This window comes from Diaphorobacter sp. JS3050, assembly GCF_013154915.1.
Taxonomy (GTDB): Bacteria; Pseudomonadota; Gammaproteobacteria; order Burkholderiales; family Burkholderiaceae_C; genus Diaphorobacter; species Diaphorobacter nitroreducens.
In genome coordinates this window covers 1,595,928-1,618,874 of record NZ_CP053553.1, presented here as the reverse complement: position 1 = coordinate 1,618,874, position 22,947 = coordinate 1,595,928, and the positions used below count along the sequence as shown (strand labels likewise).

18 protein-coding genes and 3 pseudogenes are annotated in these 22,947 nt (G+C 65.4%); 13 read left to right on the top strand and 8 right to left on the bottom strand.

What is annotated here, in order from left to right:
• Positions 1 to 116: 116 nt before the first annotated feature.
• From phnC to HND92_RS07930, 4 genes are read left to right on the top strand one after another with little or no spacing between them, the layout of a single operon-like run.
• The gene (gene phnC, locus HND92_RS07945) at positions 117 to 938 is read left to right on the top strand and encodes a phosphonate ABC transporter ATP-binding protein (protein WP_035242057.1); all 822 of its coding nucleotides are present in this window, start codon (positions 117 to 119) and stop codon (positions 936 to 938) included.
• The gene (gene phnD, locus HND92_RS07940) at positions 932 to 1,807 is read left to right on the top strand and encodes a phosphate/phosphite/phosphonate ABC transporter substrate-binding protein (protein WP_172206678.1); all 876 of its coding nucleotides are present in this window, start codon (positions 932 to 934) and stop codon (positions 1,805 to 1,807) included. The genes phnC and phnD overlap by 7 nt, the downstream gene beginning before the upstream one ends.
• Positions 1,804 to 2,604 (top strand): phosphonate ABC transporter, permease protein PhnE, encoded by an 801-nt coding sequence (gene phnE, locus HND92_RS07935; protein WP_066698153.1) that lies wholly within the window; start codon positions 1,804 to 1,806, stop codon positions 2,602 to 2,604. The genes phnD and phnE overlap by 4 nt, the downstream gene beginning before the upstream one ends.
• Before the next feature lie 17 nt (positions 2,605 to 2,621).
• On the top strand, positions 2,622 to 3,635 hold the full coding sequence (locus tag HND92_RS07930; RefSeq protein WP_172206677.1) for a phosphonate dehydrogenase: 1,014 nt from the start codon (positions 2,622 to 2,624) through the stop codon (positions 3,633 to 3,635).
• 675 nt (positions 3,636 to 4,310) lie between these two features.
• On the opposite strand, the pseudogene HND92_RS07925 reads toward HND92_RS07930, so the two are convergent.
• A pseudogene (locus tag HND92_RS07925) lies at positions 4,311 to 6,904 on the bottom strand (ATP-dependent DNA helicase).
• Positions 6,901 to 8,586, bottom strand: coding sequence for a VRR-NUC domain-containing protein (locus HND92_RS07920; RefSeq protein WP_172206676.1), 1,686 nt, complete (start codon positions 8,584 to 8,586; stop codon positions 6,901 to 6,903). Before HND92_RS07920 ends, HND92_RS07925 begins: the two are co-directional and overlap by 4 nt.
• Positions 8,587 to 8,695: 109 nt before the next feature.
• Here HND92_RS07920 and HND92_RS07915 point away from each other — a divergent pair, with 109 nt between their 5' ends.
• The 3 genes from HND92_RS07915 to HND92_RS07905 are packed head-to-tail and all read left to right on the top strand — an operon-like array spanning position 8,696 to position 11,671.
• Positions 8,696 to 9,373 (top strand): response regulator transcription factor, encoded by a 678-nt coding sequence (locus tag HND92_RS07915; protein ID WP_172206675.1) that lies wholly within the window; start codon positions 8,696 to 8,698, stop codon positions 9,371 to 9,373.
• Positions 9,370 to 10,830, top strand: coding sequence for an ATP-binding protein (locus tag HND92_RS07910; protein ID WP_172206674.1), 1,461 nt, complete (start codon positions 9,370 to 9,372; stop codon positions 10,828 to 10,830). Before HND92_RS07915 ends, HND92_RS07910 begins: the two co-directional genes overlap by 4 nt.
• 7 nt (positions 10,831 to 10,837) lie before the next feature.
• The gene (locus tag HND92_RS07905) at positions 10,838 to 11,671 is read left to right on the top strand and encodes a TlpA disulfide reductase family protein (protein ID WP_172206673.1); all 834 of its coding nucleotides are present in this window, start codon (positions 10,838 to 10,840) and stop codon (positions 11,669 to 11,671) included.
• 38 nt (positions 11,672 to 11,709) lie between these two features.
• Here HND92_RS07905 and HND92_RS07900 read toward each other — a convergent pair whose 3' ends face one another.
• A complete protein-coding gene (locus tag HND92_RS07900) occupies positions 11,710 to 12,612 on the bottom strand; it encodes an MBL fold metallo-hydrolase (protein WP_172206672.1) in 903 nt (300 codons plus the stop codon).
• A gap of 107 nt (positions 12,613 to 12,719) precedes the next feature.
• Here HND92_RS07900 and HND92_RS07895 point away from each other — a divergent pair, with 107 nt between their 5' ends.
• The 4 genes from HND92_RS07895 (at position 12,720) to HND92_RS07880 (ending at position 14,657) form a co-directional block, all read left to right on the top strand.
• Positions 12,720 to 13,043: a metalloregulator ArsR/SmtB family transcription factor gene (locus HND92_RS07895; RefSeq protein ID WP_047349308.1), complete on the top strand. Its 324-nt coding sequence runs from the start codon at positions 12,720 to 12,722 to the stop codon at positions 13,041 to 13,043.
• A gap of 4 nt (positions 13,044 to 13,047) precedes the next feature.
• Positions 13,048 to 13,491: a YeeE/YedE family protein gene (locus HND92_RS07890; protein WP_011805641.1), complete on the top strand. Its 444-nt coding sequence runs from the start codon at positions 13,048 to 13,050 to the stop codon at positions 13,489 to 13,491.
• A 22-nt stretch (positions 13,492 to 13,513) separates the two neighbouring features.
• On the top strand, positions 13,514 to 13,936 hold the full coding sequence (locus tag HND92_RS07885) for a YeeE/YedE family protein (RefSeq protein ID WP_088887017.1): 423 nt from the start codon (positions 13,514 to 13,516) through the stop codon (positions 13,934 to 13,936).
• A gap of 103 nt (positions 13,937 to 14,039) precedes the next feature.
• Positions 14,040 to 14,657 (top strand): DUF599 family protein, encoded by a 618-nt coding sequence (locus HND92_RS07880; protein WP_253940121.1) that lies wholly within the window; start codon positions 14,040 to 14,042, stop codon positions 14,655 to 14,657.
• A gap of 4 nt (positions 14,658 to 14,661) precedes the next feature.
• Here the strand turns inward: HND92_RS07880 and HND92_RS07875 are convergent, their stop codons facing one another.
• The 3 genes from HND92_RS07875 to HND92_RS07865 form a co-directional block, all read right to left on the bottom strand.
• The gene (locus tag HND92_RS07875; RefSeq protein ID WP_015913012.1) at positions 14,662 to 15,234 is read right to left on the bottom strand and encodes a hypothetical protein; all 573 of its coding nucleotides are present in this window, start codon (positions 15,232 to 15,234) and stop codon (positions 14,662 to 14,664) included.
• Positions 15,235 to 15,528: 294 nt separating this feature from the next.
• On the bottom strand, positions 15,529 to 16,647 hold the full coding sequence (locus HND92_RS07870) for an IS630 family transposase (protein ID WP_231403305.1): 1,119 nt from the start codon (positions 16,645 to 16,647) through the stop codon (positions 15,529 to 15,531).
• Between the two features lie 52 nt (positions 16,648 to 16,699).
• Positions 16,700 to 17,557 (bottom strand): hypothetical protein, encoded by an 858-nt coding sequence (locus HND92_RS07865; RefSeq protein ID WP_172206670.1) that lies wholly within the window; start codon positions 17,555 to 17,557, stop codon positions 16,700 to 16,702.
• On the opposite strand from HND92_RS07865, the pseudogene istA reads away from it, so the two are divergent.
• Positions 17,551 to 18,921: pseudogene (gene istA, locus HND92_RS07860) on the top strand (IS21 family transposase); the annotation flags it as partial. The gene HND92_RS07865 and the pseudogene istA sit on opposite strands and share 7 nt — an antisense overlap.
• A pseudogene (gene istB / locus HND92_RS07855) lies at positions 18,911 to 19,715 on the top strand (IS21-like element ISThsp10 family helper ATPase IstB). The pseudogenes istA and istB, both read left to right, overlap by 11 nt.
• 283 nt (positions 19,716 to 19,998) lie before the next feature.
• Here istB and HND92_RS07850 read toward each other — a convergent pair.
• Positions 19,999 to 22,362, bottom strand: a complete 2,364-nt coding sequence (locus tag HND92_RS07850; protein WP_135149796.1) for a DEAD/DEAH box helicase family protein — start codon at positions 22,360 to 22,362, stop codon at positions 19,999 to 20,001.
• Positions 22,355 to 22,909 (bottom strand): hypothetical protein, encoded by a 555-nt coding sequence (locus HND92_RS07845; RefSeq protein ID WP_135149795.1) that lies wholly within the window; start codon positions 22,907 to 22,909, stop codon positions 22,355 to 22,357. Before HND92_RS07845 ends, HND92_RS07850 begins: the two co-directional genes overlap by 8 nt.
• Between the last annotated feature and the right edge of the window lie 38 nt (positions 22,910 to 22,947).

Genomic DNA, 22,947 nt, shown 5'->3' with positions numbered 1-22,947 from the left:
TGAGCTGTGCTTCCACTGAAGCTGTTTCTTCCAGAACCTCCTCTTTCCCGAGAGATACCTCTGACCACTTGAGTCCTGGTGTGCGTCTAGCGCACCACAACAAATGAAACCGAGCTATGAAAACTGCAATTCGCGAGAGCCATCTGAGCTTGCGGGGTATCACGGTGACCTATGCCGATGGTCACACAGCGCTTGCGCCCACCTCGCTGGAGGTACAGCATGGCGGGTTCCTTGTGCTGCTGGGCGCGTCGGGCGCGGGAAAGTCAACGCTGCTGCGCAGCATCAATGGCTTGGTTAGCCCCACAGACGGAGAGGTGTCGGTGGCCGATCTGCCGGGCGGCACCGTCTCAAAACGCAACCTTCTTGAGCATCGGCGCCACTGCGGCATGGTGTTCCAGCAGCACCACCTGATCGGGCGGCAAAGCGTGCTGGCCAATGTGTTGATGGGCAAGCTCGCCACCCGCGGATCTCTGGCGTCGTTGTGGCCTTGGAGCAAGGCTGACAAGCTGGAGGCGCTGGCGGCCATTGACCGCGTAGGCCTGCTTGAGAAAGCCCTAGCACGGGCAGACACCTTGTCTGGTGGGCAACAACAACGCATTGGCATTGCGCGTGCCTTGGTGCAAAAGCCCCGCCTGCTGCTGGCCGATGAGCCGGTGGCCAGCCTCGACCCGGCGACCGCGCAGAGTGTGTTGACCCTGCTTCACGACATCTGCAAGAAAGACCGACTCACGGCCATCGTGAGTCTGCATCAAGTCAACCTCGCGCGCATGTTCGCCGACCGCATTGTGGGCCTTCGCCAGGGCCAGGTGGTGTTCGACGGGACAGCAGCGCAGTTGACGGAAGAAGCCCAGTCTGCCCTGTACGCGAAGTCGTCACCTGCCAACATGGGCAGTCAATTTGATTCCCCCTCTCAATCCAAGGAGTTTTTACCGTGCTGAATCGTCGCCGTTTCCAATTTATCGCTGCCGTCACTTTGGCCGCCCTGTTGCCACTTGGCGCCCATGCCGAGGGCAAAAATCCTTCCAAGCTTCGCGTTGCACTGTTGCCGGACGAAAACGCCGCCACCATCATTCAGAACGCACAGCCTCTGAAGCGGTATCTGGAGCAGACCCTGAAGAAGGAAATAGAGATTACGGTGACTACGGACTACTCGTCGATGATTGAAGCCATGCGCTTTGGCCGCATCGAGGTGGCCTACTTTGGACCGTTCTCTTACGTACTGGCCAAGTCCAAGGCGCCCAACATTGAGCCTTTTGCCGTTGGCGTGGAGCGCGGCTCTCCGACCTACCAGTCGGTTCTCATTGCCACGGCGGGCGGCCCGGTCAAGACCCTGGCTGACGTTCGTGGAAAGCCTTTTGGCTTTGGCGATCAGGCTTCGACGTCCGGTCACCTTGTACCGCGCGCGCACTTGCTTAAAAACCACCAACTGAACGGCGAGACTGACTACCGCCCCGTTCACCTGGGCACGCACGATGCCGTGGCCCGAGCTGTTCAGGCAGGGCAGGTTCCCGCCGGCGCTCTGTCAAAAACCATTCTGGACAACCTCATCGCAAAGGGCATGGTGGATGCCAACAAGATTGTGCAACTTGAACTGTCGGCACCCATTCCGAACTATCCCATTGCGATGCAAGGTAATCTCACGCCGGAGCTCAAGGAAGCCATCCGAGCCGCCTTTCTTCAGATGAAGGACGCCGAGATTCTCAAATCATTCCGTATCGAGGCCTTTGCCGCGACCGATGACAAGGCCTACGACATTCTTCGCGACACAGCACAGATTCTCAAGCTTGATCTGGGACGCATGAAATGACATCGGTAGCCTTGGAATCCATCATTGCCATTGACGGACAGCGGCGACTCAGACGGCTGGGCGCAGCCTGCGTAGTCCTGCTCGTTTGCACGCTGGCATTGTTTGTCACCGGTTTCTTTGACGCGCAGCGTTTCATCGAAGGGGCTCCTGCCATTCAGCAGTTGGCCTCTGAGATGGTGCCGCCGAATTTCGAGCGCTGGGAGCACTGGGTCATTCCATTGCGTGACACCTTAGCCATGTCGATCGCAGGCACGGCGCTGACCGTTCTGGCGTCGTTGCCGCTGGCCCTGGTGGCGGCGCCCAACACCGCGCCGAATGCGGTGGTTGGGCGAATCGTCAGAACCATCTTGGCTGCATTTCGGTCTGTGCCTGAAATCATCCTGGGCATTCTGTTCGTCGCGGCCGTGGGCTTTGGGGCATTGCCTGGTGTGCTGGCGTTGGCCCTGCATTCCACGGGCATGGTGGCCAAGTTCTACGCCGAAGCCATAGAGCACGTGGACCCGAAACCTCTGGAGGCCGCTAAGGCCGCGGGCGCAAGCCGGTTTCAGGTCATCACCCATGCTGTGTTACCGCAGGTTTTGCCCCAGTTGGCGGACATCACCATCTACCGATGGGAATATCACTTTCGCGCATCGGCAGTGATGGGCATCGTGGGTGCGGGCGGCATTGGCTTTGAACTCATGGCGGCTCTGCGCCTGACCAAGTACGACGAAGTCTCCGCCATTTTGCTGTCCATCCTCATATGCGTGCTCGTGGTCGACGGCATTGGGTCGGCGCTTCGCAAACATCTGAAATAGAAAGAGAGAGGAAGGTAATGATGCCGAAAATTGTGGTGACGCAGCCCATTCATGAAGAGGTACTGGCGCGTCTTATGCAGGTTGGTGAAGTGGTGATGAATCCCGGTCCTGAGCCGTGGAGCGAGGCCGAGCTCCACCGTCATCTGAAGGATGCCGACGCAATGATGGCTTTCATGCCTGACCGGGTAGATCAGCGAACCCTGTTGCACGCTCCCAGGCTCAAGACCATCGCTTGCGCCCTGAAGGGGTATGACAACTTTGACCTCAAGGCATGTGCGCAAGCCGGTGTCAGCGTGAGCTTCGTTCCTGACCTGCTCACAGAACCCACGGCAGAACTCGCCATTGGGCTGGCCATCGCCGCCGCGCGCCATGTGCTGGCAGGTGACGTCAGTGTTCGCAAGAGCTACGCAGGATGGCGTCCCCAGCTGTACGGAATGGGGTTGCACGGCTCGATAGTGGCGGTCGTCGGACTTGGCGCCGTTGGGCGGGCCATTGTGGACCGTCTCTGTGGCTTCGGGTGCGCTCAACTGCTGGGCGTGGACCCGCATGGTGATGACGAACGCCTGACCATGGTGAGCCTGGGTGAGGCCCTGTCGCAATCCGACTATGTCATTCTGGCCGTTCCGCTGCTGGACGTAACGCGTCACCTCGTCAATGACACCATGCTTGAAGGTGTTCGGCGGGGGCAGATCCTGGTCAACATTGGGCGAGGCTCGGTTGTGGACGAGGCTGCCGTGGCACGGGCGCTCAAGGACGAGCGCCTGGGTGCATACGCCGCCGATGTCTATGAGATGGAGGACTGGCTGCTTGCAGATCGCCCTCGCCAGATTCATCCGGAACTCTTGCAACACCCCTCCACCGTCTTCACTCCCCACATCGGATCGGCTGTGAAGAAGGTCCGTCTCGCTATCGAGTTGCGCGCTGCTGAAAATTTGCTCGTTGCGTTAAATGGTAATGAGCTGCTTGCACACTACGAGGCATCGCACCGAGCGGCTCATGTGGCAGCTTCGCACTGCTCGGTGCAGCCATGAGGTCACCACACCAGAGAATGCTTTTGGACGTTCTATGGTTCTGGCCGATCTAATTCTTTGAGAAGACCTTGGCTACGTGTTTCGGACCCGCGGGCCAACTGCGGATGCTCTTCGCAATGGTTCCGATAAGCCGTGCCGCCAAGTATCCGGGGTGGGATTCCCCCGGTTTCTCGGACGGTTTTCTGGGATCGTTGCCTACATCAACACCGACCGCAGCGGGTCGGGAGAACCAATTCATCCTTGGTGTGATCAGTTGCTCCTGCTACCTTGCCCGGCTCGCATCAATAGAGTGACCGGTCTGAGCAACAAAGCGGTCGCTTGAGACCCTGCTCGGCCAATGACCAGTTGCGCAACACGCGAACTTTCAGGCGTTAGGTTCGAGTGTCGGAGATCAGCCTGAAGCAGCCAGCCCAGCAGGCGTTGCGACCGGCCCCTTCTGGCCGCAAGCTGCCCCACAGCCTTTGAAGCGCGGTCTTTGCTCAGCGCCTTCTGAGCATTTCACTGAAAAATCAGCTTTCCCTTCAAGCCGATTCGGGGAATTAAATCCTGCCGGCCTATCAGTTAAATAGGCCGCTAAGGCGCTTTAGATAAGCGCTAGCAGCTACCAAATTCATAGCATCCAGCGCCTTTCGGTATCACGGGCACGCGTGCTGCCCCACATCCGAACCAAGCCCCTCACCCCACCTGCCACCACCGTGGCAACAACGCGCGCACCTCTGCACGCTGAAAGCGGTCGTCCATCAGCACCACCACGCCCTGGTCCTGTTCGGTGCGGATCACACGGCCTGCGGCCTGCACCACCTTGCGCAGGCCGGGGTAGAGGTAGGTGCAGGCATAGCCCTGACCAGGGCCCATCACCTCATCCAGCGCATATTGCATGGCGTCGTTCACCGCGTTCACTTGCGGCAGGCCCAACGTGGCGATGAACGCGCCGATCAGGCGGGTGCCCGGCAGGTCCACGCCTTCGGCAAAGGCGCCGCCCAGCACGGCCAGGCCCACGCCCTGGCCGCCCTCGGTAAAGCGGGCGAGGAAGGCGGCGCGGCTGGCGTCGTCCATCTCGCGCGTTTGCTGCCATTGGGGCACCTGCGGGTGGCGCTGGGCCAGGGTGGCAGCCACGCGCTGCAGGTAGTCGAAGCTGCTGGCAAAGCACAGGTAGTTGCCGGGCTGGTGCGCGTACTGCGCGGCCACCAGATCGGCGATGGGGGCGAGCGAGGCCTCGCGGTCGCGCCAGCGGGTGGAGATGTGCGGGGCCACGCGCACCTGCAGCTGGTGGGCGGCAAAGGGGGCGGCCACGTCCAGCCAGGCGGTGTCGGGCGGCAGGCCCAGCAGGTCGCGGTAGAACTGCGGCGGGCTGAGCGTGCCCGAGAACAGCACCGTGGCCTGCGCCGCCGCGTGGCGCGCGGCCAGGTGCGGCGCGGGCATGACGTTGCGGATGCACAGCGTGGTGGCGGGTGCGCGGGCCCGCCCGCTGCGGCTGCGCGGTGGCGTGGCGGTGCGCTGCAGGTCGAACAGCGCATGCGGGCCGAACTGCTCGGCCAGGGCCTGGAAGTGCAGCAGCGACCAGTAGAACACCAGCACCGCGTCGCCCGGCGGCAGGGGCTGGTCGGCCTGGGCCTCGGCCATGGCGCCCACGGCACGCTGCACCGCGCCCAGCAGCGCGGGCGGTACGGTGGCGTGGGCCTGGTAGGTGGGCGTGGCGGCGAGGGGGTGCGCGGGTGCGGTGGCGCCGGTGTGCAGTGCGCCGGGTGCGCCCGGCGTGCCAGCGTCTTCTGCGGCCTGGCCCACGGTCTTGTTCAGCGCGTTCCACTGGCGGTGCAGCGCGTCGAGTGCCTTCTTCACAGTGCCGGTGGCGGCCTGGCGTGCGGCGGCCAGCTCGAAGGGGGACAGCGGCGCGGTGTACATGCTGCGCGCGCGCTCCAGCAGGTTGTGGGCTTCGTCCACCAGCACGGCCACGCGCCAGCCCTGCTGCTGCGTGAGGGCGTACAGCATGGCGGCGCTGTCGTAGTAGTAGTGGTAGTCGGCCACCACCACGTCGGCCCAGCGCACCAGCTCTTGCGACAGGTAGTAGGGGCAGATACCGTGCTGCAGCGCCACGCTGCGCACGGCGGGCGCATCCCACGGCGCGGGTTGCTGCACGGCGGCGGCGCGGGCGGCGGGCAGCCGGTCAAAGAAGCCGCGCGCCAGCGGGCAGGCATCGCCATGGCAGGCGCTGCCGGGGTGTTCGCAGGTCTTGTCGCGCGCGTGCAGGTCCAGCACGCGCAGCGGCGTGCCGGGCGCGTGGGGTGCCAGTGCCCCTGCAACTGGGCCAGCGCGTGCAGCGCCAGGCCGTGGCCCGTGCCCTTGGCCGTGAGGAAAAACAGCTTTTCCAGCCCGCTGGGTGCGCGGGGCGCGCTCTCTTTTTTGATGACTTCCGTATCCCCGTTGGGCACCGCATCGGCGGCGGCGCCGGATGCGGCAGCGGCCGGCGCCGGCCCGCCCTGCCCTGGCGTGGTGATCGCCGGGGCACCGTGGCCGGGGGCACCGTGGCCGGGGCACCGTGGCCGGGGCGCCATAGCCTTGAGCAGCGGAAACAGCGTGCCCAGGGTCTTGCCGATGCCGGTGGGCGCCTGGGCCAGCAGGCAACGCCCGGCGGGGGCGCTGGCACCTTCCGCGTTGGGGTGTGCGGTGCGGTACACGGCCACGGCCAGCTCGCGCTGCCCGGCGCGAAACGCGGGCAGCGGAAAGCGCAGCCGCGCCAGGGCGGCGTTGCGCTGCTGGCGGTGCGCGGCCTCGCTGTGCGCCCAGGCCAGGTAATGCTGGCACTGCGTGGCAAAGAACACCTGCAGCGCGGCGGCGGTGTGTTCCTGCACCAGCACGGTCTCGGCATGGGTGGTGGCGTGCACATAGACCAGCGCAAGCTTGAGCCCCGCCAGCCCGCGCGCCTGGCACAGCAGGTGGCCGTACACCTGGGCCTGGGCCCAGTGCAGCGCGCGGTGGTGGGGGCGCACGCTGTCCAGCGTGCCGCGGTAGGTCTTGATTTCTTCGAGCTGGCCCAGCGCCGCGTTCCACCCATCGGCACGGCCGCGCACCGTCAGGTGGTCGTACGTGCCGGTCAGCGGCACTTCGGCCTCGTAGCCGGCGCCCCGGCGCTGCTGCACGGCGCGGTGGCCTTCCATGCCCTCAAGGGCGCTGGGAGCGGGGGTGAAGCGCAGGTCCAGGTCGCCCGTGCGGGCCGTGAACTCGCACAGCGCGCGCACGGCCACCACGTGGGGGCGCGGGGCGGCCGTCATGCCGCGCCGCACCACTGCACGTGGCACACCTGCACCGGAATGCCCTGCGCCACGCAGTAATCCAGCCAGCGGATCTGGTTGTCCTGCAGCTTGTCGCCGGGGGCCTTCACCTCCACCAGCGCATAGCGCTCGGCCCCGGGCGGGCGGCCGGGCCAGAAGCGCACCAGGTCGGGCAGGCCGGTGCGGTTGGCCTGCACGTCGCGCAGCAGCCGGGCGAACAGCCGCTCCAGGTGCGCCGGCGGAATGCAGTCCAGCGCCAGCGCCAGCAGTTCGGCGCTCAACGCGCCCCAAGCCACGAAGGGCGACTGGGTGCCGTGCTTCTCTTCAAAGCGCTGCACGATGGTGGCGCGGTAGCGACCGTCGTGCAGCTCGGCCAGGCAGGCGTCGAACAGGGCCTGGCGGCGCGCCACGAAGTCGGGCGCGCCCAGGTCGGCCGGGCCACTCTGGAACGGGTGGAAGAACGCGCCCGGCAACGGCGCAAAGATGGCCGGCCAGCACAGCAGGCCGAACAGCGCGTTGACGAGCGTGTTCTCCACATAGAACACCGGTGCCTCGGCGCAGTGCCAGTGCGCGCGCAGCGCGTGCTCCACCGACTGGGGCGGCGTGGGCGCGGGCAGTTCCACGTCCATGCGCAGCGCAGCCACGGCCGGGGCCAGCGCGGGCCGGCGCGGCCCGCCGCCCTGCCCCAGGCTGCGGCGCAGGCGCGGCAGCATGCGCGCCACGCGCTGGTGTTCTTCTTCACTTTCAGGAGCAGCCAGCGCTTGATGGGCAAGGGCTAGGGCCTGATCGGAGCATTGCATGCGCTCCAGCACGCGGATCTGGCGGTGGCGCGCACCGGGGGCGCGGCTGGCGGCGTAGGCCTGGGCGGCCAGCGGCCAGTCGCGCGCGCGCTCGCAGGCCTGGCCCACGCGCAGCAGGACCCGCGCGCGGCGCTGCTCCAGCCACGGCGTGGCGCTGTGCGCGGCGGCCAGGGCCTGCAGCAGCGCAGCGGCGTCGAAGCCCTCCGCGTCCAGCGCCTGGCGGCAGGCGCTGAGGGCGAGGTAGGTGTCCACATCGGCCTGATGCTGGAAGGCGCGCGAGGCAGCGTCCAGCGGCACGGCCTCGTAGCGGAACACGCCCAGGTCGGCCAGCACGAACTCCGCCCAGCTCTGGTGCAGGTTGCCGAAGAACATGAGCCGCAGGCGCTCGCAGCGCGCGCCCACCGTCACGTGCCAAACGGGCTCGTCGGCGTGCGGGTGCCACGCGGCGTAGGGCTGCCGCAGGTCAGCGCGGTCGACCAGGGCCTGCAGCATCTCGGCCTTGCGCATGGTGGGGTGCAGCGCAGTGCCCTGCAAAATCTGTAGCAGCTCGCGCTTGGTGTGCAAAGCGAACAGCTCCGATAGACCCAGGGGCGCATCGGCGCACAGCCAGCCCCGCGACAGCAACGGCGCGGCAGCGTCGCGCGTGTCGGGAATCTCGTCATAGGCCAGCTTGCTCGCGCGAAACCACGGCCTGCGCCGCATCACCATGCGCACCAGCAGGGCCTGTGCGGCCTGGGGCAGTTGCCGAAAGTCGGTGAGGAACTGCAGGTCGTCCACACCGAGCAGGTCGCCATAGCGCGTGTGCAGCCAGTCCAGCGCACGCTGGAAGTTGTGCAGGTAGTAAAAGCGGTGCGGTGCAGGCGCAGGGCCGGGCTGCGGCATACAAAAGACTGTGCGTTTATACAGTCAATGATACCGGCGCAGCGGGTGCGCCGTTAATGTGGGGATAACGCGCCGTTCCTAGAATGCGGGCTTTTGCCAAGCGGGCCGCATGCACATCCTGATCGTCGAAGACAACGCGCTGGTGGCCAGCGGCATCCAGGCCGGGCTGGAGCTGCACGGCTTCACCAGCGACACCGCGGGCAGCGTGGCGCAGGCGCAGGCCCACATGACCAGCCGCCAGTTCGATGCCTGCGTGCTGGACTTGGGCCTGCCCGATGGCGACGGCATCAGCCTGCTGCGCCAGTGGCGCGCCAAGGGGTTGGCGCTGCCGGTGCTGATCCTTACCGCGCGCAGCACCATCGAGGACAAGGTGGCCGGCTTTCAGACCGGCACCGACGACTACCTGACCAAACCCTTCGACCTGCAGGAGCTGGTGCTGCGCCTGCGCGCCCTGCTGCGCCGCGCGGGCGGGCGCACCAGCGACCTGCTGGCGCTGGGCGACTGCCAGGTCAACATGGCCACCGGCGAAGTCACGCGCAACGGCGTGGCGATAGACATCTCGCGTCGCGAATGGGCGCTGCTGCAGGCCCTGCTACAGGCGCATGGGCGCGTGCTGAGCGCGGCGCAGCTGCATGACAGCCTGTACGGCCTGGACCAGGACGTGGACAGCAACACCGTGAACGTGCACGTGCACCATCTGCGCAAGAAGCTCGGCGCCGATGTGATCGACACCGTGCGGGGCCTGGGCTTTCGGCTGGGCGCGCGGTACTGCGGCGGTGCGGCATGACGGCACGACCTATGCAAAGCCTGCGGGTTCGGCTGGTGCTGGGCCTGAGCCTGACCATTTGCCTGGTCTGGAGCGGCGTGGCGATCTGGCAGTTCACCAACATGCAGCGCGAGCTGCGCACGCTGCTGGACGACCGCCTCATCGCATCGGCCCGGATGGTGGTGGGCATCGTGCAGCAGTTCCAGCAGGCCGAGCTGGCGGCAGCGCCGCGCGCCAGCAACGATGCGCTGCTGTCGGTCATTGGCCGCGATGGCGTGGCCTGCGAGGTGAGCCTGGTGCGCAGCGAAGTGGACATCCTGCCCATCGCGCGCACCAACAACATCCCGGACATGGCCTCTGCCGGCAGCGCGGGCTTTGGCCAGATCACCAAGGGCGGCAAGCAGTGGCGCACCTATGTGCTGGAGGACAAGGGCGTGCGCGTGGCCACCGCCGACCGGCTGGATGTGCGCGACCAATTGGTGCAGACCTTCGTGCGCACGCTGGTGCTGCCCTTCGTGCTGGCGCTTGCCGTCATCCTGCTGCTGACCTGGTGGATGGGCACGCGCAGCCTGCGCCCGCTGCAGCGCCTGCGCGAGGAGCTGGTGCAGCGCCCACCCCACGACCCCACGCCCGTGCAGTCGGGCCGCGACGTCAAGGAACTGGCCCCGCTGGTGGACAGCCTGAACCAGTTGCTGGCGCGCATGGACGCCAGCATGGAACACGAGCGCCGCTGGACCGCCGACGCGGCGCATGAGCTGCGCACGCCGCTCACCGCCATCAAGACCCATGTGCAGGTGGCGCAGCTGACACTTGCCGCGGGCAACAACAACGCCAGCCCCGACAAGGCCGCCAACGCACTGCGCCAAGCGGGCGAAGGCATCGACCACATGCACGCCACGCTGGAGCAACTGCTGCAGCTTGCACGCGTGGAAAGCGCCAGCGCGGGAGAGGCGCGCGCCACCGTGGGCACCGGCATCGCGCAGGCCTTCCGCCTGGCCTGCAGCCAGTCCCTGCAGCGTGCCGAGAACGAGGGCATTCAGTTGCCCTCCCCACCGCTGGACGCGGCAGAAATACCCGCCGACCCGGCAGCCTGGCAGGCAATACAGCTACCGCTGCCCCCCGCGCTGCTGGCCTGCGCCATCACCAACCTGATCGACAACGCGCTGCGCCATCACCAGGGCCCCGCCCCTGTGAGTGCCACGCTGCGCTGGCAAGCCGATGATGCCGGCCCGGGCACGGTGGAAGTCTGTGTGCGCGACGAAGGCCCCGGCCTGACCCCTGCGGAGTGCGAGCAAGCGCTGCGGCGTTTCTGGCGCAAGTCCAGCACCTCGCCCGGCAGCGGCCTGGGCCTGACGATCGTGCGCCGCATCGCCGAAAGCGCCCATGGCACGCTGACGCTGGAACCGGCCGAGCCCGGCCTGCGGGCGCGGCTGTGCCTTCCGGCGCTGGCAGTGACCTCTTCGGCGGCAAGGGACTGACGCCGCCGTGGACCGCGTACTGCACCTGGGCCCACTGGTCCTGCCGTGGATGTTGCTGGTGCTCCTGGGCGCCTGGCAGTTGGGCACGATGGTGCATGAGCGACTGGCCGCACGGCGTGGCCTGACGGGCGGCCCGCATGGCTGGCGGCTGCCCCTGGTCGCACTGATCGCGGCGCGGCTGGGCTTTGTGCTGCGCTATGCGGATCTGTATGCCAGCGCGCCGGTGGCTGTGCTCGACATCCGCGACGGCGGGTGGTCGCCCTGGGCGGGCCTGGGCGCCGCGCTGCTCTATGTCGCGCTGCTGTGGCTGCGCCGCAGCCCATGGCGGCAGAGCGCCACGGCAGGGCTGGCCACATTCGCCGGAGTATGGCTGCTGGGTTGGGGCGTGCTGCAGGCTACGGCACCGCGCGAGCAGGCCGCCCTGCCCTCATGGCAAGGCGTGGCGCTGGATGCGCGCACGGTCGCCCTGCCAGAACTGAAGGGGCAGCCCGTGGTGGTGAACCTGTGGGCCAGTTGGTGCCCACCCTGCCGGCGCGAGATGCCCGTCATGCTGCAGGCGCGCGAGGCCCAGTCGCCCCAGTCACAGGTGCGTTTTCTGTGGGTGAACCAGGGGGAGCCTCCCGAGACAGTCGCCCGGTTTGCTGCGCAGCAGCGCCTGCCGGCCGCCGATGTGCTGCTGGACTCAGCGGGCCAGCTGGGTAGCGCGCTGGGCCACAAAGCCCTGCCCACCACCCTGTTCTATGACCGCCTCGGCCGTCTGGCCGCGGTGCGCGTGGGCGAGCTGTCGGCTGCCACGCTGGCCCAACACCTCGCGCTCATCAGCGGCCACTCCGCCCCTTAGCAACGCGGCCGCTGGCGCAAAGAGGTGCGCCGCCGGCATCACGACATGCCCTGCGGCGCGCCAGCCCCTTTCAGGAACGCATTGATGGGCAGCTGGATATAGGTACGCCCGTCGTCCTGCGCGGGCGGCAGCTTGCCGGCGCGCACATTGACCTGCACCGAAGGCAGGATGAGCGTGGGCATCGCCAGTGTGGCGTCCCGCGCGGTGCGCATCTGCACGAACGCGGCCTCGGTCACGCCCTCGTGCACATGGATGTTGCCGCTGCGTTGCTCTGCCACGGTGCTGACCCAGGCGGGTGCGCGGTTCTCGGGCGGATAGTCGTGGCACATGTGCAGTCGGGTGTGCGCGGGCAGCGCCAGCAGGCGCTGGATGGAGCGGTACAGCGTGGCGGCGTCACCGCCCGGGAAGTCCGCGCGGGCCGTACCCACGTCGGGCATGAACAGCGTGTCGCCCACGAACACGTCGTCGCCCACGCGGTAGGCCATGTCGGCAGGCGTGTGGCCCGGCACATGCAGCGCCGTCAGCTCCAGGCCGCCAACATGGAAGGTCTCGCCGACCTCGAACAGGTGGTCGAACTGGCTGCCGTCGGGCAGGAAGCTGCGCTCGAAATGGAACACGCTGCGAAAGAGCTGCTGCACCGCGCGGATGTGCGCGCCGATGGCGACCTTGCCGCCGAGGTGGTGGCGTATGTGCTGCGCGCCCGAGAGATGGTCGGCGTGTGCGTGGGTTTCCAGGATCCACTGCACCTGCCAGCCCTGGCGGCGCACGTATTCAATGATGCGGTCCGATGAGGCGCTGGTCAGCGTGCCGGACTTCGGCTCGAAATCCAGCACGGGGTCGATCACGGCCGCTTGGCCGGCGTCGGTGTCTGCGAGCACATAGCTCACGGTGCCCGTCACGGGGTCGAAGAAGGGCTCGATATGCATGGAGGCGTGGGGCATGAAGGTCCTTTCGCAATGAAGACGGAAGTGCCGAAGCAGCACCACCAGCCAACAACAATTTATTTTTTGATATATTATATGAAAACATATTGTTTTGCACCTCCATCATGATTGACGACGCCACGACCCTGGACCTGCCCGCCATGCGCGCCCATGCGGGCGAAGCCGTGACCATGCTCAAGCTGCTGGGCAACGAAGACCGGCTCATGCTGCTGTGCCAGCTGACCGAAGGCGAGCGCACCGTGGGCGAGCTGGAGCAGCTCACCGGCATCGGCCAGCCCACGCTGTCACAGCAGTTGGGCGTATTGCGCCGCGACGGGCTGGTGCAAACCCGCCGTGAAGGCAAATTCATCTGGTACCAACTGGCGGACGACCGCGCACTGCAGCTGATGCAGGCCATCCATCGCCTTTTCTGCAAGCAAGGAGCTTGATCCCATGACCATCCTCTGGAATTCGTTCACCCCCTGGTCATCGCTGGCCGGCGGCATGCTGATCGGCCTGGCCGCGGCGCTGCTGATCGTGCTGCTGGGGCGCATCGCCGGCATCAGCGGCATCGTGGGCGCGCTGCTGCAGCGCAGCAGCTGGGCCAGCGTTGCCAACTGGGGCTGGCGTGCGGCCTTCGTGATCGGCATGGTGGCGGCGCCATTGGTCTGGCAGCTCATCGCCCCTCTGCCCCCCATGGAGATGCCCAGCAACCCGCTGGTCATCGTGCTGGCCGGCCTGCTGGTCGGTTTTGGCACCCGGCTGGGGTCGGGCTGTACCAGCGGCCATGGCGTGTGCGGGCTGTCGCGCCTGTCGCTGCGCTCCCTGGCCGCCACCCTGACCTTCATCGGTGCCGGCGCCGCCACGGTGTTCGTGGTGCGTCACGTGCTGGCCTGACCCCATCTCAAGGAGAAACACCATGGCTTCTGCCATCGCATCACTGCTCGCCGGCCTGGTCTTCGGACTGGGCCTGATCCTGTCGGGCATGGGCAATCCCGCAAAAGTACAGAACTTCCTGGACTTCTTCGGCGCATGGGACCCTTCGCTCGCCTTCGTCATGGGGGGCGCCATTCTTGTGGGCCTGGTGGCGTTCACCTGGGCCCGCAAGCGCAAGACCTCGCTGCTGGGAGACCCCATGCAGCTGCCCTCCTCCACCGCGGTGGACAAACGCCTGCTGACCGGCGCGGCGCTGTTCGGCATTGGCTGGGGCCTGGCGGGGTTCTGCCCCGGCCCGGCCGTGATGAACCTGGGGACGCTGCGCGGCGAGGTCTGGCTGTTCGTGGCCGCCATGCTGGCGGGGATGCAGCTGCAACACTTCTGGGATCGCCGCACGCGCTCCTGAAAAAATAGCTGGCAGCGCTTGTCATTGGCTGAATTCATTGCAGTAACGCATTGAAAACCAATACCAAAAAGCGCTATAAGCTCCTTAATTCATAGCGATGCACATGGACTCCCTGCTGTTTCTCCTCACCGCCGCGCTGCCGTTGCTGTACCTTGTGCGGCACTGGGCGTGGGCACCTTCCGCCACACGCGCCCATACACGGTTGCGGCAGGAATGGTTTGCGGCCATTGCGCAGCACAAGGGCACCGAAGTGCTGGGGGTCCAGACGCTACGCAACTCGCTCATGTCCTGCACCATGACGGCGACCACCGCCACCCTGGCCTTCATGGGCGGGCTCACGCTCACCCAGGGCCACTGGCCGTCGCAGTGGTGGCACCACGGTTTTCCACCGTTGGGCACCGACCAGGGGTTGGCCTTCTGGAACGCGTTCGCCGTGCTGGTGCTGCTGGCACTCGCATTTCTGACCTCGATGCTGGCGGCGCGCAACTACCACCACGCCGGTTTCGTGGCGGGCATGCCGGTGGAGTCCGCTGCGCGCCGGTCATGGCAGACCCTGGGCGAGCGCAGTCTGATGCGCGCGGGCCTGTACTACAGCCAGTCGCTGCGCCTCATGATCTGGGCGGTGCCGCTGGCGCTGTTCTACATCCACAGCCTGCTGGGCGCCGCCACTGCGGTGGCGCTGTTCGTGTCGATGTGGGGCTGGCTGGACGTGGACCGCTGATGCCCTATTTGCCGCCGCCCAGGCGGTCCATCAAGCCGCCGCGAGAGCTGTCGGGGTTGGCCACCTGGCCGCTGGCGGACTCCACGGCAGTGACAAAGTAGCTCATCGCCTCGACGGCCTTGCTGCGCTCCTCACCGCTGTTGAGCGTCTCATCCACGCTGCGCCCATCGGCGGTGTGAACCCGCACCCAGCTACGCGGCGTATAGGCGATCTGGTCCACCAGCCGCAAGGGCACATCGAACGCCGTGGCGGGGTAGCCCAGCGCAGCGGCCTCGGCGCGCGAACGCGACCGCACGCGCACCGCCTGCCCGCCCCCCAAATGGAAGTCCGCGCCCGTGACCTCCGCCGCCTGATGGGGCAGGCCCACGGTGAGCACCGCCTGCGCCGGCTTCGCCGCGCTCCACGCCGCCGCCAGCACGGGGCACTGGGGCCGGGAGCACGCGGCACTCGCGGGCGCCACCGTCACGGTCTTTTTCCCTTCAGATTCGCCTTGCTGAATCTGCGGCACCAGCGTTTGCTGGCTGGCACAGCCCGCCAACACCAACGCTCCAAACGCACCCGCCCGCCAGAATTTCATGGATTCACTCCCACATAGAAAACCGCATGGTGCCATGCCCGCGGGCGAGATGCGGCAACCCTCGGGATCCTTCATGGGCCCGCTCGCGGAATAAGGCATCCGTGCCGACCGGCTCCGGCGTCGCCATTGCACGCTCTGCGCCAACGCGACGGCACGCGATGCGGCGCGCGGCTTTCACCGAGGCGCGCAGGAGGCGATCCGCCACCACACTGCCGGGCATTACCGCCCCGGCAGGTCCGCTGACGGATTGCACCGCAGCCACCATGGCCGGGCTTACCACCAGTGCCCACCCTGCTAGTGTAGTGTTGCATTCTGTTTGGAACTTAATCGGCTATTGGCGCGGATGACCTTTTGCAGGATGTCGCGAGCGTTCTTGGTCCAGATGAACGGCTTGGGGTTGGTGTTGTGATGCGCGATGTACTCATCGATGGCCGAGACGAGTTCGGGCACGCTGGTGAACACCCCGCGGCGTAGCCGGTTCTCGGAGATGTCGCGAAAGAAGCGCTCGACCATGTTCAGCCACGATGCCGAGGTCGGCGTGAAGTGCATGTTGAATCTGGGGTGCTTGGCCAGCCACTCCTGCACAGCTGGATGCTTGTGCGTGGCGTAGTTGTCGGCGATCAGATGCAGCGTCTTGTCCTTGGGCGTCTCCCGATTGATTTGACGCAGGAACTTCAGCCACTCGATGTGGGTGTGGCGCTGCTGGCACTGGCCGATGACCTGACCGTTGAGCACGTTGAGCGCAGCGAACAAGGTGGTTGTGCCGTTGCGCTTGTAGTCGTGCGTCATGGTGGCCGCGCGCCCCTTCTTGAGCGGCAGCCCGGGCTGCGTTCGGTCCAGCGCCTGCACCTGGCTCTTTTCGTCGCAGCACAGCACCAGCGCATGCTCGGGCGGCGACATGTAAAGCCCCACGATGTCTTCGAGCTTTTGCACGAACTGCGGATCGCGCGAGACCTTGAAGCCGCGCACGATGTGAGGCTTGAGACCGTGGGCCTGCCAATGGCGCATCACGGTGCTGGCGCTGACGCCCAACTCAGCGGCCATCGTGCGCGTGCTCCAGTGCGTGGCCGCCTCGGGCTTGGTCTGTGTGGTTAGCTTCACAAGCTTGGCCACATCCACCTTCACCGGCGGTGCGCCGCGCGGCAAGTCGCGCTCGATACCTTGCAGCCCCAATTGCAGGTAGCGTTCACGCCAGCGCGCCACCTGCACGCGCCCAATGCCAAGCTGCTCGGCAATATCCTTGTTTTGCAGCCCCTGCGCGGCCAGCAGCACGATCTGGGCGCGCTGGGCCAATCTGACGCTGGTGCGCTTGGAGCGCGCCAGCCGGCTCAGCTCGCTTTCCTCTTCATCCGTCAACACAATCGTCGGGGCAACTCGCAATTTTTCACTCCAATGCAAACCGTAGTAGAGCATTGGAGCGTGGTTGCTCAATTAAGTTTCATTAAGAATCAAACACTACACTAGGTCAGGGCCTGGATCGTTTGCTGGCCAGCGCATCACCTGGCACGCAACGCACTGAGGCCCGCCACCCCGCTCCGCGCATGGCCGCAAGCCGGCCGGCCAAGGAGTTGCGGGTCACGATGTGGGGGACGTCGCCTCCCTCATGGCTTTGGCGAGCCCATGGTTGCCGCGGGACTCCAGTCCTTGAATCGCGCCCTCGCGGTCTTGCTCGCCGTGGTGCTGGTTCAGCTTGGCCTCCAAACCGGCGGGAGAGCGGGTCGCTGGCCTGCTGGTGTCGCGCCTCCTGGATGCCATCAAAGACCCCCATGCCCGCGCCGGTGATACCACCCAGCGCTGCTCCCATCGCCGCCGCGCCAGCAACACCCTTGCTCGGGTCGATGTTCGGGTCATAGGGCAGCGCCGCGCGCTGGCCCTCGTACTGGGTCACGCCCTCCTCGATGCCCTCCTGCAGCGCCTCGGACGCGCCAGTCTTGAGCGCGCGCGCAGCAGTGCCGCCGGCAAAACCCTTGGCGCCGGCCAGAAGCTTCTCGGCACCGAAGGCGCCGCCCACGCCGCCCACGATGGCCGGGATCACGCTCGCCTGCCGGCCCGCGGCCACCGCCTGCTCGTCTGTGGCGCCGGCCTGCGTCGCTAGATCATGCGCCGTGCCTGCCGCGTCACCGCCCGCCATCGCAGCACCCGCGGCAACGCCACCAGCACGCCCGGCGCGCGCGGCCGTCGTCGCGCCCTTCACGGCCAGGCCGGGCCCCACGAAGGAGCCGGCCGCCTGCGCCGCGGACAGTACCGGGTTGTTCACGATGTACCGCCCCACGGCGGCCACCTCGTCGCCCACGCCCTCGGCCGCGGCCAGATCGGAGTTCATCCAAGCTCGATCCTTTTGCCTTGAAGCTCTCGGGCTGGCTCAAGACGGAAGCTGGCCGATCCCGCAAGCAGCGGCGTACCGTCAAGCAGATGTACGCCGATCTGCAGGCGCTGGGCTATACCGGCTCCTACAACCGGGTCGCGGCCTTTGTCCGCCTCTGGCAAGAACAACGCCTGGTGGCCCAGCAGACCACCGGCCGCGGCACCTTTGTGCCGTTGGCCTTCGGCCCCGGCGAGGCGTTCCAATTCGACTGGAGCGAGGACTGGGCTGTCCTCGCTGGCGTGCGCACCAAGCTGCAGGTAGCCCACTTCAAGCTCAGCCACAGCCGAGCGTTCTACCTGCGCGCCTACCCCCTGCAGACGCACGAGATGCTGTTCGATGCCCACAACCATGCATTCGTAGTCCTGGGTGGCGTGCCCCGCCGTGGCATCTACGACAACATGCGCACCGCTGTAGACCGGGTGCGCCGTGGCAAGGAGCGCGACGTCAATGCGCGCTTTGCGGCCATGGTCAGCCACTTCCTGTTCGAGGCCGAGTTCTGCAATCCCGCATCGGGCTGGGAGAAGGGCCAGGTGGAGAAGAACGTGCGCGATGCCCGCCATCGCCTGTGGCAGGTGGTGCCGCCATTCCCAAGCCTGCCCGATCTCAATGCCTGGCTTGAGGAGCGCTGCGTGGCGCTGTGGCACGAGATCGAGCACGGCAAGCTGCCGGGCACCGTCGCGGATGTCTGGGCTCAAGAGAAGGCAACCTTGATGCCGATGCCCCGGCCCTTCGATGGCTTTGTGGAGCACACCAAGCGCGTCTCACCCACCTGCTTGGTCCACTTCGAGCGCAATCGCTACAGCGTGCCGGCACCGTATGCCAATCGGCCGGTGAGCCTGCGGGTCTACGCGGACCGCCTGGTGGTCGCCGCCGAGGGCCAGATCGTGTGCGAGCACCAGCGCCTGATCGATCGTAACCACCATGGTGCGGGTCAGACTGTGTACGACTGGCGCCACTACTTGGCGGTGCTGCAGCGCAAGCCCGGGGCCCTGCGCAATGGAGCTCCCTTCCTGGAGTTGCCGCCGGCCTTCAAGCGCCTGCAGGCCACCTTGCTCAAGCAAACCGGTGGCGACCGGGAGATGGTGGAGGTACTGGCACTGGTGCTGCACCACGACGAACAGGCTGTGCTCGCTGCAGTGGAGTTGGCACTGGAGTCAGGGGCTGCCAGCAAGACGCACATCCTGAACGTGCTGCACCGCCTGCTGAACGGCAAGCCCGCTCCAGCACCGGTCACATCGCCGCAGGCCCTCAAGCTGGAGGTGGAACCCCAAGCCAATGTGCTTCGCTACGACCAATTGAGGGAGGCACGCTATGCGTCATGACCCTGCCATCGCTTCCATCGTGATCATGCTGCGCGAGCTCAAGATGCACGGCATGGCTCAGGCGGTTGCGGAACTGGCTGAGCAAGGTGCACCGGCCTTCGACGCAGCGCAGCCCATCCTGTCCCAACTGCTCAAAGGCCGAGACCGCCGAGCGCGAAGTGCGCTCTGTGGCCTACCAGCTCAAGGTGGCCAGGTTCCCCGCGTATCGAGATCTGGCTGGCTTTGACTTCAACCACAGTGAAGTCAACGAAGCCCTGGTGCGCCAGTTGCACCGGTGCGAGTTCTTGGAAGATGCCAACAACGTGGTGTTGGTCGGAGGGCCAGGTACAGGTAAGACCCACATCGCCACAGCCTTGGGAGTGCAGGCCATTGAGCACCATCACCGCAGGGTGCGGTTCTTCTCCACGGTGGAGCTGGTCAATGCACTGGAAGAGGAGAAGGCCCAGGGCAAGCCGGGGCAGATCGCGCACCGCCTGGCCTACGCTGACCTGGTGATCCTGGATGAGCTGGGCTACCTGCCGTTCAGTACGTCAGGAGGAGCGTTGCTGTTCCACCTGCTGTCCAAGCTGTACGAGCGCACGAGCGTCGTGATCACCACCAACCTGAGCTTTAGCGAGTGGGCCAATGTGTTCGGAGATGCCAAGATGACCACGGCGCTGCTGGACCGACTCACGCATCACTGCCATATTCTGGAAACCGGCAACGACAGCTACAGGTTCAAGAACAGCTCCGCACAGCAACCACCACAGACCACCAAGAAGGAGAAGGCGACCAAGAACTTATCCACAACGTGAGCGTGAAGCTCACGAACCAGGGTGGGTCAAGATTCGATGGAAATGGTGGGTCAGCTTTGCGTGGAAATCAACAGCTGGCAGCCGGACTGTCGAAGTCCGCAAACCTACTCAGCGTTCCGCGCATGTTCGCGGGGTCTGGCGGGAGCACATAAGAAAAAACCCCAACCGAGAGTGGTTGGGGTTTGAATATTGGTGGCGGACGGTTGACCACCTGCTGACTGGCCTCCCGAGCTTATGAGCACTGGCGCGGGTTGCTGCGGGTTTGAGAGGAAATTTGCAGCCGTCATTCAGTCACAGCCATGTCACGACCCAATCGGTATCCCATCGCCTTGTAACCGGCCTGCCGCTTGTCCCACATCCTCAGAAGCGCCGGGTGACCGGTGTCCACGAAGTCAATAATCCGCACGTCGACCTTGGAGGCGTGCTCACGGTGCAGGCGCCCGGCGTACTGCTGGAGGGTGCCTTTCCAGGAAACCGGCATGGCCAGGACCAGGGTGTCCAACGGCGGGTGATCGAAGCCCTCGCCAACCAGCTTCCCAGTCGAAAGTAAAACGCGCGGCGCATCGGGCGATAGCGCATCAAGGTCTGCCACCAGCGCCGACCGCTGCTTCTTCGACATTCGACCGTGCAAGACGAACGGTACCGGTAGCAGGCCGTCGAGCTCGGTCTTGATGGCATCGAGGTGTTCCGTGCGCTCGGTCAGAACCAGCACCTTGCGTCCCTGACCGACTGCATCACGAACCTCGGAGGCGATGGACTCCGTTCTTGCCTGGTCATTGGCGAGATGCCGAAACACGTCCTGAATACCTGCATCGGTGGGCAGATCGATACGCGTAAAGCGTGAGCGAGGCAGCACTTCCAGGTCGTGTGGCGCGCCAGCGGGGCTGGCCGCCGTGTATCGGATCGGCCCGCACTGCATGAAGATGATGGGCTGCTGACCATCCCGGCGGATGGGCGTCGCCGTCAGGCCCAGCACATACTTGGCCTTGGTCCGCTTCAGGATTGCATCGAACGATACGGCGCCAACGTGGTGGCACTCGTCCACAATCACCTGACCGTAGTTTTCTACCAATGGGTTCACTTCGCCCTGTCGTGAGACGGACTGCATCACGGCAATGTCGATCTTTCCCGTAGGTTTGGCTTTGCCACCTCCGATGGTGCCGACTACGCCCTTTCCAACACCCAGAAAAGCCTGCAGACGTTCCTGCCATTGCTTGAGCAGTTCCGTTCGATGCACCAGCACCAGTGTGTTTACACCACGGCGAGCGATGATTGCGGCGGCAGTGACCGTTTTGCCAAAGGCCGTTGGAGCGCACAGCACGCCGGTGTCCTGATGCAGCATTCCAGCAACTGCAGCCTCCTGGTCCAGACGCAAAGTGCCGACGAAAGAGATGTCGATGGGTTCCCCGCCGAAGCGCTCATCGCGCAGGTCACAGTCGATACTGTTTTCCCGCAGCAGATCCAGCGCCGCTTCGAGGCAGCCGCGAGGTAAGGCGATGTGCTGCGGGTAGTTCTCCGCATTGCCGATGACACGGGGCTTGTCCCAGACCGACATGCGCATGGCCTGGGCTTTGTAGAACTCCGGGTTCTGGAAGGCTGCCAGACGGATCAGGCGGTTGGCCAGTGCCTGCGGCAGTTGGGCCTTCTCAAAATAAACCAGATTGGCCAGCGTCACGGTCAGCGACTTGGGCATCTGCCCAGCCAGCTTATTGGTCGCCGTGCTCTGCCGCTTCCAGGGTGTGGCCAGGTCCTCATCATCGATGAAGGTGACGTCGAGTGGATGGACGCCACCCGTGGCACGCACTATGGTCGGCTCGATGTCGTGGACCGGCATGGGCTGGATAGACGCCAGGAATCCCCACTGATCTGGATAAGGTTGCAGGTCAGCGTCGACAAACACGCTGCAGCCGCTCTCGCGAGGCAACTTTTGCAGCGGCAAAGCGATCAGGTTGCCAAAGCCGCCTTTGGGCATCATGTTTTGGTTCGGGAACAGCCGGTCGTAGGATTCCAGCTTCAGTTGCCGGGTGCGCGAGCATGTATAGCTGATGATGGCGGTGCCAAGGCGCCGGGCGTCACGTGCAGAAACACGGCTGGCGAAGAAAATCCACGCGTGGGCACCATTCCCAGACCGAGAGATTTCCAGCGCCGCTGGAACACCCAGTTCCTCACAGGATTGCATGAAGGCTCGTGCGTCGTCACGCCAGTCGGCCTCGTCAAAGTCCGCAGCGAGGAAGTAACAAGTGTCATCTTCCAACAGCGGATAGACACCGACCACGTGCTTGCCTGCAAGATGATCGTAGATCACTGCGTCGGACATTGGGATCAGCAGGCGGTTGCTGCAATCGCCGCATTTGATGCGCGGCTTTTCGCAGACCCCGGCGCGCCATTCGTTGGCACAGGCCGGTGCGTAGCCCGACTTGCCTGAGGTCTTGCCTTCCCAGCGAACTGGATAGACATCGGTGCGGCCTCGAAACAGACGGCGGAACAGCGCCACCTTTTCGGCAGTGGAAAGCCGGGACGGTTCCGGCTCCCTCGCCACGACGATAGCTGATTGCGGCGCACGCCACTCAATGCCGTGGGATTCAAGAAGTGCGATCAGGCGGGCGTTTTCGGCCTGCAAAGTTGAGATATCGGTCCGCTCAGTCATCGACCCCGTACTCGGAAAGCAACTCATCCATATCGTCGCCTACGCCGTAACCAAAGTTGTGGCTGATGTTTCGAACCACGCACAGACGTCCCCAGAGCGTGGATCGCGCCGCATCGGGTAATGCGGCAATCGCCTTCAAGGCCTGTTCGAACATTCGCACCAGTGCGTCGAAGTACCCCTCGTCCTGCATGACGATGTCGTTGCTGAATCCGGCTGCACGCTCACAGTAAAACACCATCAGTTCCGCAAGTCCGTCGGGTTGCCCGACAGCTTTCTTGTAATCCGAAATAGCCTTTTTCGCCTTGGCTACCGAGGTGTCCTGGTTCTTGAACACGTCGGGCCAGAGCCAGCGGTCGATGGCGGCCTTGTAGGGCTTGAGCACATCTTCGCCGAGTCCGAAGCGGGCGTGCAGGAATGCCTGGTTGTCTTTACTGGCGGCGTACAGGTCTTGCACAAGCCCCATCAGGCCAGCGCGGTCGAAGTCGGCCAGTTTGGTTTTAACGTCGCTCCAGCTGGGGGTCGATTTCGGAGTTTTCTTCGTTGCCACGCGCTTCACTCCCTGGGCCGAATCGTTGCGCTGTGTTT

What these genes read in the sequence shown, in the direction of transcription:
- HND92_RS07930 (WP_172206677.1), top strand. Translation starts at nt 2,622, where the DNA reads ATGATGCCGAAAATTGTGGTGACGCAGCCCATTCATGAAGAGGTACTG.
- HND92_RS07850 (WP_135149796.1), bottom strand. Translation starts at nt 22,362, where the DNA reads ATGACTGAGCGGACCGATATCTCAACTTTGCAGGCCGAAAACGCCCGC.
- HND92_RS07880 (WP_253940121.1), top strand. Translation starts at nt 14,040, where the DNA reads ATGGACTCCCTGCTGTTTCTCCTCACCGCCGCGCTGCCGTTGCTGTAC.
- HND92_RS07910 (WP_172206674.1), top strand. Translation starts at nt 9,370, where the DNA reads ATGACGGCACGACCTATGCAAAGCCTGCGGGTTCGGCTGGTGCTGGGC.
- phnE (WP_066698153.1), top strand. Translation starts at nt 1,804, where the DNA reads ATGACATCGGTAGCCTTGGAATCCATCATTGCCATTGACGGACAGCGG.
- HND92_RS07895 (WP_047349308.1), top strand. Translation starts at nt 12,720, where the DNA reads ATGATTGACGACGCCACGACCCTGGACCTGCCCGCCATGCGCGCCCAT.
- HND92_RS07915 (WP_172206675.1), top strand. Translation starts at nt 8,696, where the DNA reads ATGCACATCCTGATCGTCGAAGACAACGCGCTGGTGGCCAGCGGCATC.
- HND92_RS07920 (WP_172206676.1), bottom strand. Translation starts at nt 8,586, where the DNA reads ATGCCGCAGCCCGGCCCTGCGCCTGCACCGCACCGCTTTTACTACCTG.
- HND92_RS07870 (WP_231403305.1), bottom strand. Translation starts at nt 16,647, where the DNA reads ATGCTCTACTACGGTTTGCATTGGAGTGAAAAATTGCGAGTTGCCCCG.
- HND92_RS07875 (WP_015913012.1), bottom strand. Translation starts at nt 15,234, where the DNA reads ATGAAATTCTGGCGGGCGGGTGCGTTTGGAGCGTTGGTGTTGGCGGGC.
- HND92_RS07885 (WP_088887017.1), top strand. Translation starts at nt 13,514, where the DNA reads ATGGCTTCTGCCATCGCATCACTGCTCGCCGGCCTGGTCTTCGGACTG.
- phnC (WP_035242057.1), top strand. Translation starts at nt 117, where the DNA reads ATGAAAACTGCAATTCGCGAGAGCCATCTGAGCTTGCGGGGTATCACG.
- HND92_RS07865 (WP_172206670.1), bottom strand. Translation starts at nt 17,557, where the DNA reads ATGAACTCCGATCTGGCCGCGGCCGAGGGCGTGGGCGACGAGGTGGCC.
- HND92_RS07900 (WP_172206672.1), bottom strand. Translation starts at nt 12,612, where the DNA reads ATGCCCCACGCCTCCATGCATATCGAGCCCTTCTTCGACCCCGTGACG.
- HND92_RS07890 (WP_011805641.1), top strand. Translation starts at nt 13,048, where the DNA reads ATGACCATCCTCTGGAATTCGTTCACCCCCTGGTCATCGCTGGCCGGC.